Origin of the sequence: Streptomyces taklimakanensis (assembly GCF_009709575.1) — a bacterium.
In the GTDB taxonomy this organism is placed as follows: Bacteria; Actinomycetota; Actinomycetes; order Streptomycetales; family Streptomycetaceae; genus Streptomyces; species Streptomyces taklimakanensis.
Map to the genome: position 1 here is coordinate 2,220,471 of NZ_WIXO01000001.1, position 15,359 is coordinate 2,235,829.

The window sequence follows — 15,359 nt, forward strand, 5'->3', positions numbered from 1 at the left end:
CCGGAAGGTGTTTCCACATGCCCGCGTCCGCCCAGCAGTTCCGCTCCGCCCGCAAGCGCCTGATCGCCGCCGCGGCCGTCGCCGCGTTCGCCGTGGGCGGCCTGACCGCCTGCGGGGCGGAGGAGCCCACCGTCACCAAGGCGCCGACCGGCGAGGCCGACAAGGGCGGCGACGCCGGGGGCGCCGGAGGCGGGGAGGAGAAGGACGCGGCCGAGGCGGACGCGGCCGAGGGGAACGACGGCCTCCTGGCCGCCGGTGACACCGCCACCTACAGCAGCGGCCTGAAGGTCACCGTCTCCGGGGCCTCGTCCTACACCCCGGGCGAGTTCGCCATCGGACACACCGACGGCAACAAGGCCCACAAGATCACCGTCACCTTGGAGAACACCGGTGACGAGAAGATCGACATCTCCCTGATCACGCTCTCCGCCCGCGCCGGCGAGAACGGCGTGACCGCCGAGGAGATCTTCGACGACGAGGTCGGCTCCGGCTTCGACGGCAAGCTCCCGCCGAACAAGAAGGCCACGGCCGAGTACGCCTTCGACGCCCCGGCCAGCGCGAAGAACCTCGACGTCGAGGTGGACCTGCTGGACTTCACCACCGAGCCCGCGCAGTGGAGCCTGACCCTCTGACCCCCGAACGGCCCCCGGGCGTTCCCCCCGACGGCCCCGCCGGCCGGGGCGCCCGTCGGCGCACCGTGCCGGCCGGCGCCCGGCACCGGACGGGCCCGGCCCGCTCCTCCTCGAACCGGCCTCAGACCAGGTCGCGGGGGAGCCGCTCGTTCCAGGTGCGGGAGAACACCCGGTTCTCGCCCTCGTAGCCGTCGAGCGTGGCGTTCACCACGAACTCCTCCTCGGTGCACCGCAGCACCGTGCGGGTCACCGTCCGAGTGTTCCAGTCGCCGCGGGCGAACTCCATGGTCCACTCCGACTCGCCCCGCGCGGAGGTGAAGTCGTCGGCCGTCCACGCGTAGCGCTCGTAGGCGCGCCGGTGGACGTCCAGGTCGATGTCCTCGAAGTGGATCGTCCCGCCGTCCTTGACGATCTCCAGCGCCGACTGGTAGTCGACCAGGTCACGGGAGACCTCCCAGCGCTGCTCGGGAGGTGTGGCCTGGGTGGTGCGGATCGGCTCGGTGCCCTCCGGCTCGCCGAACGGCGCCCCGTCCACCTCGTCGGACTCGGTGGTCGGCCGCACCGGCAGCGTCAGGGTGCTGGCGGGCGCGTACACGGTCATCAGCACCGGCTTCGGCGGCGGCCAGGCCAGCGGCCAGTACGACGTCGACAGCGACAGCCGGATGCGGTGGCCGGCCGGGAACGCCTGCGCCACCCCGTTGAGCTGCACCGTCGCCCGGTAGCGACGGCCCGGCACCAGCGGTTCGGGGCCGTCGTCCCCCGACCGGGTGAGGTTGAGGAGCCCGTAGGTGACGCGGGTGGCGCGGCCGTCCGGGGACACGTCCGACAGCCGGGCGGCCACCATCGCCACCGGCTCGCTCACCGACAGCTCCAGCTCCACGGTGGGAGCGCCCAGGATCTCCACCCGCTCGGTCAGCGGTTCGGTGTCGAAGACCAGGGAGCCGCCGTCCTCCTCGCGCTGGTCGTACGGCAGGTCCGGCGGAGCGTTGTAGGAGGCCCACTTCCCGGCGAACTGACCGACCGACAGCGGCGACCGCACCGTCAGCTCCTCCTCGCCGGCCCTGCCCTCCTCCCACTCCTCCGGGCTGCCGATCCGGTGCCGGCCCAGCGGGCGCACCACGGGTTCGACGTGCGGCGACGGCCAGGAGGGCTCGCCCACCCAGCGGCCGGGGCGCTCCTCGTAGGAGGTGGACGGCGGGACGCTCTCCTGCATCCACGCCCGCAGCATCGGCCCGTCCATCACGCCGTTGTCGATGCCCTTGAGCCAGTGGTCCCACCAGCGCACCACCTCCTGGAGGTAGCCGACGGCCGGGCCCGGCTGCCCCAGGTGCGGGTACTTGTGCGACCAGGGCCCCACCAGCCCCTTGCGGGGCACGTCCAGGTGCTCCAGCAGGCGCGTGACGGCGTTGGAGTAGCCGTCGGCCCAGCCGCTGGAGGCCAGCACCGGCACGTCGACGGCCGAGTAGTCCTCGCAGACCGAGGCGTGCCGCCAGTAGTCGTCGCGCCGCTGGTGGCGCAGCCACTCCAGGACCCACGGCCGGGTGTTCTCCAGCCGCTCCAGCCACATCGACCGCCACCGCTCTCCCACCAGCGCCGGGTCGGGCGGACAGGTGCCGTAGGCGAACATCGTCCCCGCCTCGGCCAGGTTGTCCGACAGCAGGCAGCCGCCCATGTAGTGCATGTCGTCGGCGTACCGGTCGTCGGTGAAGGAGGAGATGACGATCGCCCCCAGGCTCGGCGGGCGGCGGGCGGCGACCTGGAGCGCGGCGAAGGCGCCCCAGGAGATGCCCATCATCCCGGTGCGCCCGTCGCACCACGGCTGCTCGGCCAGCCAGGCCAGCACGTCCTCGGCGTCGGTCTGCTCCACCTCCAGGTACTCGTCGCGCAGCACCCCCTCGGAGTCGCCGGTGCCGCGGATGTCCACGCGCACGCACGCGTAGCCGTGCCCGGCGATGTAGGGGTGGTGGACGGAGTCGCGCACCGAGGTCAGGTCGCGCCGGCGGTACGGGATGTACTCCAGCACCGCGGGCACCGGCTCGGTGTCGGAGGAGACCGGACGCCAGATCCGGGCCGCCAGGTGGGTCCCGTCGGAGACCGGGATCCGGACGTACTCCTCCTCCTTCACGGCGTGCGGAAGGCTCGTCGTGTAGCGCACGAGGGGGCTCACTCCTCAGCGAACTCGAACGGCAGCATGGCCACGCAGCGGTCGTACTTCTCGCGCATCTCCTCCTCGCTGTCGGCGCCGACGAAGATGTGGGCCAACTCGAAGCTGTAGCTGTCCTGGCCGGGCAGGTCGGACAGCCGCAGTCCCTCGCGGGCCTGGACCGAGACCCGCACGCCGGGGATCTCCCGCTCGACGCGCTCGACCTCCTCGGGGGTGGGCGCCCGCCGCACCAGGCCGTCGGTGAACTGCCGGTGGTACCACTTGGCGGCCACCTCGTAGGGACCGCGGCGGTAGGGCAGCTCCGGGTCCCGGCCCAGGGCCAGGCTGAGCATGCAGTGGTGGTTGGGGACGCCGTCGACGAACTCGAACAGCTCGGCGTGCGACTGCGAGTGCCGCGGGTTGATTTCCAGCAGGTTGATCTCGTCGTTCGCGGCGTCGTAGAAGTACTCGATGCTGAACGTCGCCCAGTCCATGCCGATCTGCTCGATCACCCGCCTGGAGACGTCCCGCAGCCGCTGCACCACCGGTCCGGGCAGCGCCGAGGGGTACTGGTGGCGCAGGAAGCAGGGGGTGTCGGGGTAGTCGATCGAGTCCAGCACCCCGTAGACGGTGACCTCGCCGTCGTACACGTAGCCCTCGACGGCGGCCTGCACCCCCGACAGGGACTCCTCGGCCAGGCACGCCTGGCCGCCCGCCTCGGCGATCTCCGGCGGCAGGTCGAGACGGTCCATGACGAACTCGAAGGGCCTGCCGAGCCGGGAGATGCCCTTCCTTATCTCGGCGATCGCCTCGGCGAACTCCTCCTCGTTCTTCACCCCGAACGCCAGTTCGGAGGAGTAGGACTTCACCGGCTTGAGCCACATCGGGAACCGCAGGCCCTCCGGCGGCTTCGGGTCGCCGTGCGGGTCCAGCAGCGCGAAGCGCGGATGTTCGCCGACGACCTTCTGCTGCTCCAGCCGGCTCCAGTACTTGTGCTCGCACTTGACCACCGACTCCAGGCTGGTGGCGCGCGTCCCGTAGCGCTCGGCCAGGATCGGCACCAGCGTGCTGACGGGGAAGTCCCAGTAGCCGACGATGGCGTCGATGCTGCCGTCGAACGCGTCCAGCTCCTTCTCGGCCTTGGCCAGCAGATCCGACACCGGGATCTCGCCGTGCTGCAGCTCCTCGATGCTCAGCAGGGGGTGGAAGTGGTAGTCCACCGCGTGCGGCACCGCGCGCAGCGTCTCAAGGTTCTCCTCGTCCAATCCGATGACGAACACGTTCGTCTGACTCACAGCGACTCCCTCGTGCCGATTTCCCACGAGTCGTTCCGACTACCCGGGGGGCCTGGTGAGCATTCACTCACATGGGGTAACACCGACAAATGGGACGATCGCCGTGGCGTGGTGGCCCCGGGACGCGGGAAGGCCGGCCGGTGCCCGTCGCACCGACCGGCCCCGCGCTTCCCGACGGCCGCCCCGCTTCCCGCTCCTACCAGCGGTGGTGGACCTGAGCCCGGATCCGCCGGTCGTACAACTCCTCCACCGCGCGCAGCGTCTCCTCCGGCAGCGGCTCCAGCGCCGCCGCCGCGGCGTTCGCCCGCGCCTGCTCCGGGCTGCGCGCACCGGGGATCACCGATGTCACGCCCGGCTGCTGGACGATCCACCGCAGCGCCGTCTGCGCCGGGGTGGCCCCCTCGGGCGCCAGCTCGGCGAACTCCGCCGCCGCCTCCAGACCGGTCTCGTAGTCCACGCCCGAGAACGTCTCGCCCTGGTCGAACGCCTCACCGCGCCGGTTGAAGGTGCGGTGGTCGTCCGACGAGAACACCGTCTCGCGGGTGTAACGGCCCGACAGCAGGCCCGACGCCAGCGGCACCCGCGCGATGATCCCCACCCCGGCCCTGGCCGCCGCCGGCAGTACCTCCTGGAGCGGCTTGAGCCGGAACGGGTTCAGGATGATCTGCACGCTCGCCACGCCCGGCCGCGCGATCGCCTCCAGCGCCTCCGCGCAGGTCTCCACGCTCACCGCGTACGCCGCGATCCGCCCCTCGGAGACCAGCGTGTCCAGCGCGTCGAACACCTCGTCCGAGGAGTACACCGGCGTCGGCGGGCAGTGGAGCTGCACCAGGTCCAGCGTCTCCACGCCCAGGTTGGTGCGGGAGCGGTCCGTCCACGCCCGGAAGTTGGCCAGGTTGTAGTGCTCGGGACGCTGCTCCACCCGGCGGCCCATCTTCGTCGCCACGAACACGTCCGCGTCCCCGCGCTCCCGCAGGAACCGGCCGATCAACTGTTCGCTGCGGCCGTCCCCGTACACGTCCGCGGTGTCGAAGAACGTCACCCCCGACTCCACCGCCGCGTCCAGCACCGCCAGGGCGTCCTCCTCGCGCACCCGGCCCCAGTCGGCACCCAACTGCCAGGTGCCCAGTCCCACGACGGACACCTCACGGCCCGTCCTGCCCAGTACTCGCTGTTCCATGACCGCGATCCTACGGGCGGGCCGGTCCGGGAAACCGAACCGGCCCACCCCACGTCGGGGCAGGTCAGCCCCTACGGAAACGCTCCCATGAGCGTCCCGCCGTGTGCCCGCCGCGCGCCCACCGGACACCCTCGGCGGCGCCCCGACGGACACCGCGGGCGCGACGCGCTCAGCCCAGCACCGTGGTGAGGAACTCCCCCGCCCACGCCAGCAGTTCGCGCCCCACCACCGGCTTCCCGCCGATCCGGGCCGTCGTCGGACGCGGCACCAGCACCTGGTTCGACGCGGCCTTGACCACCGACCGCGGGTACAGCCGCTTCAGCCGCAGCTCCTGCGACTCCCGCAGCTCCACCGGGGCGAACCGGACGTTCGACCCCTGCAACGTGATGTCGGTCACACCGAACGACCGGGCCAGCATCCGCAGTCCCGCCACCAGCAGCAGGTTCTCCACCGGCTCCGGCAGCGGCCCGTAACGGTCGGTGAGCTCCTCGCGGACCGCCGCGATGTCCTCCTCCGAGTTCGCCGACGCGATCGACCGGTACGCCTGCAACCGCAGCCGCTCCCCCGGCGCGTAGTCGTGCGGCACGTGGGCGTCCACCGGAAGCTCCACCTTCACCTCCAGCGGCGGCTCCTCCACCGCCTCGCCGCCGGACTCCAGCGCGGCCCGGTAGTCGGCCACCGCCTCGCCCACCATCCGCACGTACAGGTCGAAGCCCACGCCCGCGATGTGCCCCGACTGCTCCCCGCCCAGCAGGTTGCCCGCACCGCGGATCTCCAGGTCCTTCATCGCCACGTACATGCCGGCGCCCATCTCCGTGTGCTGCGCGATCGTCGCCAACCGCTCGTGCGCCGTCTCCGTCAGCGGCTTCTCCGGCGGGTACAGGAAGTACGCGTAACCCCGTTCCCGACCGCGTCCCACCCGACCGCGCAACTGGTGGAGCTGGGAGAGGCCGAAGGTGTCGCCCCGCTCCACGATCAGCGTGTTGGCGTTGGAGATGTCGATGCCCGACTCCACGATCGTCGTCGACACCAGCACGTCGAACTTCTTCTCCCAGAAGTCCACCACCACCCGCTCCAGCGCCGTCTCCGACATCTGGCCGTGGGCCGTGGCGATCCGCGCCTCCGGGACGATCTGCCGCAGCCGCGCCGCCGCCCGGTCGATCGACTCCACCCGGTTGTGGATGTAGAACACCTGGCCCTCGCGGAGCAGCTCGCGCCGGATCGCCGCGCCGATCTGCCGCTCCTCGTACGGGCCGACGAACGTCAGCACCGGATGCCGCTCCTCCGGCGGCGTGGTGATCGTCGACATCTCCCGGATGCCGGTGACCGCCATCTCCAGCGTCCGCGGGATCGGCGTCGCCGACATCGTCAGCACGTCCACGTTCGCCCGCAGCTTCTTCAACTGCTCCTTGTGCTCCACGCCGAAGCGCTGCTCCTCGTCCACGATCACCAGGCCGAGGTTCTTGAACTTCGTCTCCGAGGAGAACAACCGGTGCGTGCCGATGACGACGTCCACGCTGCCGTCCCGCAACCCCTCCAGCACCGCCTTCGCCTCGGCGTCCGTCTGGAACCGCGACAGCGCCCGCACCTTCACCGGGAACTGCGCGTACCGCTCCGAGAACGTCCCGAAGTGCTGCTGCACCAGCAGCGTCGTCGGCACCAGCACGGCCACCTGCTTGCCGTCCTGCACCGCCTTGAACGCCGCCCGCACCGCGATCTCCGTCTTGCCGTAGCCGACGTCGCCGCAGACCAGCCGGTCCATCGGCACCGACTTCTCCATGTCCGCCTTGACCTCGGCGATCGTGGTCAACTGGTCGGGCGTCTCCGCGTACGGGAAGGCGTCCTCCAACTCCCGCTGCCAGGGGGTGTCCGGCGCGAACGCGTGCCCCGGCGCCGCCATCCGCGCCGAGTACAGCTTGATCAGGTCCGCGGCGATCTCCTTGACCGCCTTCCTCGCCCGCGCCTTCGTCTTCGTCCAGTCCGCGCCGCCCAGCCGGTGCAGCGCGGGCTGCTCCCCGCCCACGTACTTGGTGATCTGCTCCAACTGGTCCGTCGGCACGAACAACCGGTCGCCCGGCTGCCCCCGCTTCGCCGGCGCGTACTCCACCACCAGGTACTCGCGCGTGGCGCCCTGCACCGTGCGCTGCACCATCTCCACGTACCGCCCCACACCGTGCTGCTCGTGCACGATGTAGTCGCCCGGCTGCAGGGTCAGCGGATCGATCGTCTTCCGCCGCCGCGCCGGCATCCGCCCCAGGTCCCGGCTCGCCGCCCGCTGACCGGTCAGATCCGTCTCCGTCAGCACCGCCAGCTTCAGCCCCGGGTCCACGAACCCGCTCTCGACCGCCCCGCACGACACGTGCACCACCGACGGCGTGATCTCGTCCAGCTCCGGCACCAGCCGCGCCGCGATCCCCTCGCCGCCCAACACCTCCACCGTGCGGGCCGCCGGACCGTGCCCCTCGGTCAGGAACACGCACCGCCAGCCGTCCGCCAGCCACCCCTTGGTGTCCGCCAGCGCCCGGGCCGTGTCGCCCCGGTAGCTCTCCGGAGCCCGCATCCCCAGCGCCAACGAGTCCCCGTCCACCTCCGCGTCCGCCGTGTCCATGGCGAACGGGCTCACCGACCACCACATCATCCCCAGCTCGCGCGCCCGGTCCCGGACGTCCGCCAGCGACCACAGCGACGCCGCGCCCACATCGATCGGCGCCTGGCCGCCACCGGCCGACGCCGCCCACGACGCCTGGAGGAACTCCTGCGACGTCGCCACCAGATCCGCCGCCCGCGTCCGCACCCGCTCCGGATCGCACACCACCGCCATGCTCCCCGCGGGCAGCACGTCCAGCAGCAACTCCATGTCGTCCACCAGGACCGGAGCGAGGGACTCCATGCCCTCCACGGCGATCCCCTCGGCGATCTTCCCCAGCAGCTCGTCCAGCTCCGGATGCGCCCGGGCCAGCTCGGCCGCACGCGCCCGCACCTCGTCCGTCAGCAACAGCTCACGGCACGGCGGCGCCCACAGACCGTGCTCGGCCACCTCCAGGGACCGCTGGTCGGCGACCTTGAAGTAGCGGATCTCCTCCACCTCGTCGCCCCAGAACTCCACCCGCAGCGGATGCTCCTCCGTCGGCGGGAAGACGTCCAGGATGCCGCCGCGGACCGCGAACTCCCCCCGCTTCTCCACCAGCTCCACCCGCGCGTACGCGGCCGCCGCCAGTGCCGCCACCACCTCGTCCATGTCCGCCCGCAGCCCCGGGCGCAGACTCACCGGCTCCAGGTCCCCCAGCCCCTTCACCTGCGGCTGGATCACCGACCGCACCGGAGCCACCACCACGCTCACCGGCCCCGCCGAAGGGTCGTCCGCACTCGGATGCGTCAGGCGCCGCAACACCGCCAACCGACGCCCCACCGTGTCCGAACGCGGCGAGAGCCGCTCGTGCGGCAACGTCTCCCACGACGGGTACTCCACCACCGCGTCGGCCGGCAGGAACGACCGCAGCGCCGCCACCAGATCCTCCGCCTCACGCCCCGTCGCCGTCACCGCCAGCACCGGACGCTCCGCCGACCGCGCCAACGCCGCCACCGCGAGCGGACGCGCCGCCGGCGGCCCGACCAGATCCACCTCGTGCCGACGACCGTCGGCGGCGGCCCGCACCGCCTCCGCCAGAGCGGGATCCCGTACGACGGCATCAAGAAGACCGGTGAGACTCATGGCGGCGTTCCATCCCAAGGCGGACAACGAATCCGGACAACACGAACAACCCGACACGCGGTGCGAGCCGGGGGTTCCAGCCTACGACGGCCGCTCCCCCGCCGCCGCCGCACCGCACACGCCGACGGCCCGGCCCGGCGGGCGCACACCACCCACCGGAACCGGGCCGCCGATCGCCACCCCGGCCGCTACTCCGTCGCGATCGCGTTCAACACGTTCATCCGCCCGGCCCGGAACGCCGGCACCAGCGCCGCCACCAACCCCACCAGCGCGGCCCCCACGAACACCACCGCGATCGTCGACCACGGCACCTGGAGGACCTTGAGCCCCTCCAGGGCCAGCAGCCGCTGCGCCGCCACACCCCAGCCCAGGCCCAGACCCAGCCCCAGCACCGCGCCGAACAGCGCGATCACCACCGACTCCAGCCGGATCATCCGCCGCAGCTGCCGTCGCGACAGGCCGATCGCCCGCATCAGGCCGATCTCGCGCGTCCGCTCCACCACCGACAGCGCCAACGTGTTCACCACCCCCAGGATCGCCACCACGATCGCCAGCGCCAGCAGCCCGTAGACCATGTTGAGCAACTGCCCCACCTGGTCCTCCAGCAACTCCTTGTAATCCGCCTGATTGCGGACCGTGTACTGCGGGAACGGCTCCAGCTCGCTCTTCAACGCCGCGTACGCCGCGTCCTCCCGACCGTCCTCCGCCTTCGCGAACACGATCATGTTCAGCGGCATCCGGTCCTCGGCCACGTACCGCTCGGCCGTCGCGGTGCTCAGGTACATCGCGCCCTGATCCACGCTCGTGTCCGCGGCCGTGATCGCCCGGACCGTCAGCGCCGCCGTACCGCCACGCTCGAAGTCCACCTCGATCCGGTCACCGACCTCGACACCGTGCCGGTCCGCGAAGTCCTCCGGCACCGACATCGCGTCCCGCCCGTACGCGTCGGCCAACTCGCCGGAGACCGTCTCCACCCGCAGGTCACTCGCGTACGTCGGAGAGGCCGCCGTCACCGCCCGCGCCACCGACCCACCGTCCGGAGGCGACAACCGCGCCTCCAACATCCGGTACTCCGTGACGTGCTCGACTCCCTCGGTCGACCGCAGCCGCTCCACCGCCTCCGGCACGATCGGCTGGTACGTGTCCGACTGCACGATGAAGTCCGCCCCCACCGTCCGGTCCAGCTCGTCGCTCGCCGACGCCACCAGCGACGCGCCCACCACCGACAACGACGCCACCAACGCCAACCCGATCATCAGCGCCGCACCCGTCGCCCCCGTACGGCGCGGATTGCGCAGCGCGTTCCGCTCCGCCATCCGCCCCACCGGACCGAACACCCGCAGCACCACCGCGCCCAGCACCCGCACCAGGAAGGCCGCCAGCAGCGGACCGACCAGCACGAAACCCACCAGCGTCAGCACCACGCCCAGCCCCAGGAACGCCGACCCCGTCGACGCCTCCCCGGAACCCGCCGCCACCACCAGCGCACCCGCGCCGGCCAGCGACAACACCGCGCCCACGGTCGAACGGACCCGGCCCACCCGGCTCCCCGCCGCCGGCAGACCGTCGTCCCGCAGCGCCGCCATCGGCGAGATCCGCCCCGCGCGACGCGCCGGAAGGTACGCCGCCAGCACCGTCACCACGACGCCCAGTGCCACGCCCACCACCGGCGTGGTCCACCTCACCGTCAGGTCGTCCGTGCTCAGGTTCATGCCGACCAGGCCCATCAGCTCCATCAGGCCGACGGCCAGCCCCACACCGGCGCCCACTCCCAGCACCGACCCCAGCAGACCCAGCAACAACGCCTCGACCAGCACCGACCGGTTCACCTGCCGGCGGCTCGAACCGATCGCCCGCAACAGGCCGATCTCCCGGGTGCGCTGCGCCACCAGCATCGAGAACGTGTTGACGATCAGGAACACGCCCACCAGCAGCGCGATGCCCGCGAAGCCCAGCAGCGCGTACTTGATGACGTCCAGGAACGCCCCCAGGTCCTCCTGGCTCTCCGCCGCGTACTCCTCCTGCGTCTGGACCTTGTACCCGTCCGCGCCCAACGCGGCGACGACGTTCCGCTTCAGTTCCCCGTCACCGACGCCCTCGGCCGCCGTCACGTACACCGACGTGTACGCGTCCGAATCCCCCAGCAACCTCGTCTGCACCGTCTCGGTGTCGAAGTACACCACCGTCGCGCCCGGATTCGTCGACCGGAACGCCGCCACACCCACGATCTCGGAGCGGAAGTCGCCCAGCGCCGAGATCGTGCGCAGCTCATCGCCCAGCTCCAGGCCGTGCTTCTCCGCCGTGTCCGCGTCGATCACCGCCTCACCCTCGCCGCGCGGCAACCGGCCCGAGGTGACCTCCATCGACCGCTCGTCGACATCGCTCCAGTTGCTCGCGATCGTCGGGGCGCCGGTGGTGGACCCCACGTTCTCGTCGTCCTCGTTCACCACCGTCACGCTCGTGCTGAACGCGCCACCGGAGACCGAGGCGACCCCCTCGACCCCCTCCAGCTCGTCCACCAGCGACGCCGGCACCGTCGCGGGCTTCCCCGTGTCCGGCACCTCGTCGTTCTCCGCCTCCCGGGAGGAGACCGTCACGTCCGCCGCCGTCTCCGAGAACAGCCGGTCGAACGTCGTGTTCATCGTGTCGGTGAAGACCAGCGTTCCGCACACGAACGCCACCGACAGCACCACCGCGACACCGCTCAGCAGCATGCGGCCCTTGTGCGCCACGACATTGCGCAGCGAAGTCCTCAGAACGGTCATGACACCCGCCCGAACGTGTCGAACTTCTTCATCCGGTCCAGCACAGCCTCCGCCGTCGGGCGCCGCATCTCGTCCACGATGCGGCCGTCCGCCAGATACAGCACCCGATCCGCGTACGCCGCGGCCACCGGGTCGTGCGTCACCATCACGATCGTCTGGCCCAGCTCGTCCACCGAGCGCCGCAGGAAGCCCAGGACCTCGGCGCCGGAGCGCGAGTCGAGGTTGCCGGTCGGTTCGTCACCGAAGATGATCTCGGGGCGGGCGGCCAGGGCGCGGGCGACCGCCACGCGCTGCTGCTGGCCGCCGGAGAGCTGGTTGGGCCGGTGCCTGAGCCGCCCGGACAGGCCGACGGTCTCCACCACCCGATCCAGCCACTCCCGTTCCGGCTTGCGGCCGGCGATGTCCATCGGCAGCGTGATGTTCTCCAGCGCCGTCAACGTCGGCAGCAGGTTGAACGCCTGGAAGATGAACCCGATCTTGTCCCGACGCAACCGGGTGAGCTTCTTCTCCTTCAGGGAGGTGATCTCGGTGTCGCCGACCCACACCTGTCCGGACGTCACCGAGTCCAGTCCCGCCAGGCAGTGCATCAGCGTGGACTTGCCGGAACCCGACGGGCCCATGATCGCGGTGAACGCGCCCCGTGCGATGTCCACGTCCACGTGGTCCAGCGCCGTCACCCGCGTCTCGCCGGAGCCGTACGCCTTGACGACCTGCCGCGCCCGCGCGGCCACGGCCGTACTTCCTCCACTGCCCCCGGTCCTGGGATTCACCACAGCCGTTGTCACGGTATGTCTCCTATATCGACTATGTAGGGTCGGAACTTCCCGGAAGTCCTCGACGTTGTCCGACTGAACGCGCGCTCGACGAGCGCGGATCCGGCACACACGAGCCTGCCGCCCCCGAACCGGCGCCGCGATGGTGCCGGGCCCCGTGTCCGCCGGGGGGCCACCCCCACCCCACCTGTCCGGTAGCCCACTGCCAGCCTAGGGACGCCCCCACTTCCACCTCGTCCTGCCACGGGACGAGGTGGGGGTAGGAGGAAGGGGGTATCTGCCCCTAGGGGAGTCACCCCCGAGGGTGCCCCCTTCCCCTACGTCAACCTCAAGCGGGAGCGACCCCGGACCGCCCCGGGGCATGACGAAGGGCCCACGACCCGAGAGGTCGTGAGCCCTTACATACGAGTGTGAAGCTCCCCCGCCAGGACTCGAACCTGGACAAACGGCACCAAAAACCGTCGTGCTGCCAATTACACCACAGGGGATGGCACATCAGACCAAACCGGAAACCCTCTCGGGTTGCCGCTTGGCCCCCACTACTATGCCGTACCACCAGCCCTCGATGCGACGGTATAGGTCGGCGCCGTCTCGTACACGAACGACGAGGCACCCTCGGTACTCGTCTCCGACGTTCTTGCGGGACGTCCTCGGATTGTGTTTCTTGAGCGTCGTCCTCTCGAACGACGAGGCGTCCACTCCCACCAGAACCGCCCAGAAGCGCTTCGCCGACTCGGCGTCCGCCGACTCGTGGATCATCAGCCGGAATTGCCACCTCTCCCTCACGATCCCGAGCAGCGAGAGCCACGCCAGGTACACCTGGATCATCGTCGGGTCACTGTTGACGAACACCACCTCCTCCCGCGTTCTGTGCGGCTTGCTCTTCGAACCCTCCGCCCAGTAGAGGCCCACCCCGGCCAGGAACAGCTCCCGGTCCGTCATGCGGCCGATCTCGTTGGCCGCGGCCAGCTTCGTCTGGTGACGCCTGATCGCCCGCTCCCGCCTGTGCGGCGCCCAGCGGGCCTCCCGCATGCGGCGCAGCCGGTCGGGTGGCGTCGCGGGCCGGGGCAGATCCCGCACCCACAGCGACACCGAACTCTTCGACACGCCCAACTCGGCCGCGATCTCGTCGTACGTCCTCCCCGCCCGCCGCAGGGCGCGGGCGCGTTCCCGCGCCTCCGTCTTCGCCAAGGCCATGGCGTCAGCCTGGCATCGCGGAAGCGGGTGATGACCGAAAACAGGGATGATTCAACAGTTCGAGTGATAGATGCCTGTTCTCCTGTTGTTCTCCCGTCATTCCTCTGTCACATGCGGGGGCTTTTGGGGCGGTGGCGCCCGAAAAACCGGTGGCGGGCGGTCGTAGGCTGGGCGGTATGACCGAGACGGGGGAAAGCGTCGAGGCCCGTGACCGGGGCCGTGCGCATCGAGGGCCACTGTGGTGGGAACGGCGCCGAAGCGCGGTGTTGGACGTGGTGCTCGCACTGGTGTCCGGCGTCGAGTGCGGCCTTCAGGGGGTTCCGTTCGCGCGTGAGGCCGGTGTCCCGGTGGGGTTGTCGGTCGGTCTGGGGGCATTGGCCGGGCTGACGCTGGTGCTGCGGCGGCGGTGGCCGATCGCGGTGGTGCTGGTGTCGATCGCGGTGACACCGACCGAGATGGGCGTCGTCCTGGCGGTGGTGTCCCTGTACACGCTGGCGGCGTCGGAGGTGCCGCGGCGGATCATCGCGCTGTTGTCGGGCATGCAGGCGTTGGGGACGCTGATCATCACCCTGGTGTCGGTGCGGAGCGACCTGGCGCCGGAGGGCTACGACCACGGGTCGCTGCGGTGGTTCGTCCCGGTGCTCTCGCTGGTGTTGGTGCTGGGGGTGACGGCTCCGCCGGTGCTGCTGGGCCTGTACGTGGGGGCGCGGCGGCGGTTGGTGGAGAGCCTGCGGGAGCGGGCGGACGGCCTGGAGCGGGAGCTGACGCTGCTGGCGGACCGTGCCGAGGAGCGCGCGGAGTGGGCTCGGAACGAGGAGCGGACGCGGATCGCGCGTGAGATGCACGATGTGGTGGCGCACCGGGTGAGTCTGATGGTGGTGCACGCCGCGGCGTTGCAGGCGGTGGCCCTGAAGGATCCGGAGAAGGCGTCGAGGAACGCGGCGCTGATCGGTGACATGGGGCGGCAGGCGTTGACGGAGCTGCGGACGATGCTGGGGGTGCTGCGTTCACACGAGGTGAAGCCGGCGGTGTCGGGCGGTTCGGACGGGGGTGGCCGGGAGACGGACGGGGGCGTTCCGGAGGAGCGCCCGTTGGCGCGGGTCGCGGAGGTCGTGGGGGCGGCCGCCGCCGCGGGGCGGGGCGCGGCGCGGCGGTCGTTCGACGGCGGGGCCGGTGGGCCGGCGCCGGGGCCCGGCGAGGGGGACGGCTCGGGTCCGTGCCTGGGTGATCTGGAGGCCCTGGTGGGGCAGTCGCGGGCGGCGGGGATGGCCGTGGAGCTCTCGGTGGAGGGGGAGGTGCGGTCGTACGCCTGGCGGGTGGAGCAGACGGCGTACCGGGTGGTGCAGGAGGCGTTGACGAACGTGCACAAGCACGCGGGCGGCGCGCGTACGCGGGTGCGGCTGGCGCACCGCGCCGGTGAGGTGGCGGTGTCGGTGGAGAACGAGGCGCCGGTGGCGGGCGTGCGCGACGCGGGGCTGCCCAGTGGGGGGAACGGCCTGGTCGGGATGCGCGAACGGGTGACGGCGCTGGGTGGGGGGTTCGTGTCGGGGGCGACGGAGTCGGGCGGTTTCCGGGTGTCGGCGGTGATTCCGGCCCGGGGGTGACGCCTGGGCGAGCGGGCCTGGGCCTGGGCCTGGGCCTGCGGGCGTCGTCCCCGGTCCG

9 protein-coding genes and 1 tRNA gene are annotated in these 15,359 nt (G+C 71.4%); 2 read left to right on the forward strand and 8 right to left on the reverse strand.

Annotated features, from left to right (window positions below):
* Nucleotides 1–17: 17 nt before the first annotated feature.
* Nucleotides 18–632, forward strand: coding sequence for a DUF4352 domain-containing protein (locus F0L17_RS09640; protein WP_238419312.1), 615 nt, complete (start codon nt 18–20; stop codon nt 630–632).
* 121 nt (nt 633–753) lie between these two features.
* Here the strand turns inward: F0L17_RS09640 and F0L17_RS09645 are convergent, their stop codons facing one another.
* The 8 genes from F0L17_RS09645 to F0L17_RS09680 form a co-directional block, all read right to left on the reverse strand.
* On the reverse strand, nt 754–2,787 hold the full coding sequence (locus F0L17_RS09645; protein ID WP_162466004.1) for a CocE/NonD family hydrolase: 2,034 nt from the start codon (nt 2,785–2,787) through the stop codon (nt 754–756).
* An 8-nt stretch (nt 2,788–2,795) separates the two neighbouring features.
* Entirely contained in the window at nt 2,796–4,070 is a 1,275-nt protein-coding gene (locus tag F0L17_RS09650) for an ATP-grasp domain-containing protein (RefSeq protein ID WP_162466005.1), read from the reverse strand.
* 196 nt (nt 4,071–4,266) lie between these two features.
* Complete coding sequence (locus tag F0L17_RS09655; protein ID WP_155070749.1) at nt 4,267–5,250, reverse strand: aldo/keto reductase; 984 nt, start codon at nt 5,248–5,250, stop codon at nt 4,267–4,269.
* Nucleotides 5,251–5,419: 169 nt separating this feature from the next.
* Nucleotides 5,420–8,962, reverse strand: coding sequence for a transcription-repair coupling factor (gene mfd / locus F0L17_RS09660; protein WP_155070750.1), 3,543 nt, complete (start codon nt 8,960–8,962; stop codon nt 5,420–5,422).
* 188 nt (nt 8,963–9,150) lie between these two features.
* The gene (locus F0L17_RS09665; RefSeq protein WP_155070751.1) at nt 9,151–11,727 is read right to left on the reverse strand and encodes an ABC transporter permease; all 2,577 of its coding nucleotides are present in this window, start codon (nt 11,725–11,727) and stop codon (nt 9,151–9,153) included.
* Nucleotides 11,724–12,512, reverse strand: coding sequence for an ATP-binding cassette domain-containing protein (locus F0L17_RS09670; RefSeq protein ID WP_162466006.1), 789 nt, complete (start codon nt 12,510–12,512; stop codon nt 11,724–11,726). Before F0L17_RS09670 ends, F0L17_RS09665 begins: the two co-directional genes overlap by 4 nt.
* 404 nt (nt 12,513–12,916) lie before the next feature.
* A tRNA-Gln gene (locus F0L17_RS09675) sits at nt 12,917–12,988 on the reverse strand.
* A gap of 7 nt (nt 12,989–12,995) precedes the next feature.
* On the reverse strand, nt 12,996–13,697 hold the full coding sequence (locus F0L17_RS09680; protein ID WP_155070752.1) for a helix-turn-helix domain-containing protein: 702 nt from the start codon (nt 13,695–13,697) through the stop codon (nt 12,996–12,998).
* A gap of 176 nt (nt 13,698–13,873) precedes the next feature.
* Here F0L17_RS09680 and F0L17_RS09685 point away from each other — a divergent pair, with 176 nt between their 5' ends.
* Nucleotides 13,874–15,301, forward strand: a complete 1,428-nt coding sequence (locus F0L17_RS09685; protein ID WP_155070753.1) for a sensor histidine kinase — start codon at nt 13,874–13,876, stop codon at nt 15,299–15,301.
* Nucleotides 15,302–15,359 lie beyond the last annotated feature (58 nt).